The sequence below is a fragment of the Paraburkholderia sediminicola genome (genome assembly GCF_046027355.1).
GTDB classification, from domain to species: domain Bacteria; phylum Pseudomonadota; class Gammaproteobacteria; order Burkholderiales; family Burkholderiaceae; genus Paraburkholderia; species Paraburkholderia sediminicola_B.
In genome coordinates, this window is the sequence record NZ_JAQQEK010000153.1 from 1 (window position 1) to 356 (window position 356).

Below are 356 nucleotides of genomic sequence, written 5' to 3' on the forward strand. Positions count from 1 at the left end.
CGGTGTACTGCTGCGCGTTGGGATCCGCAACCCCTGTCTGAATCGTCGCGCCGTACGGCTCATAGCCATACTGCGTTTGACTCTGCTGACCGGCATCGGTCAACGCAATGACATTGTTATTCGCATCACGCAGCACATACCTGTCCTGGCTCGCGTCATCGCCAATACGCCGGAACATCAGCTCATCCGGCCAGCCTGCCTGATACGGCGAGAACACCCGAATCCGCTGTGACCAGTCACCATCCGGCACCATGAAGTTCAGTTCATCACCGATCCAGGTCGTCTGCATCCGGTGGCCGTTGACTGTCCGATCCGTGCGCCTATTGAATGCGTCATAGCTGAAAATCGCCGTCGTG

General features: G+C 57.9%; 1 pseudogene. It reads right to left on the bottom strand.

From position 1 onward, the window contains the following. Positions 1-356: pseudogene (locus PQR42_RS45685) on the bottom strand (RHS repeat-associated core domain-containing protein); the annotation flags it as partial.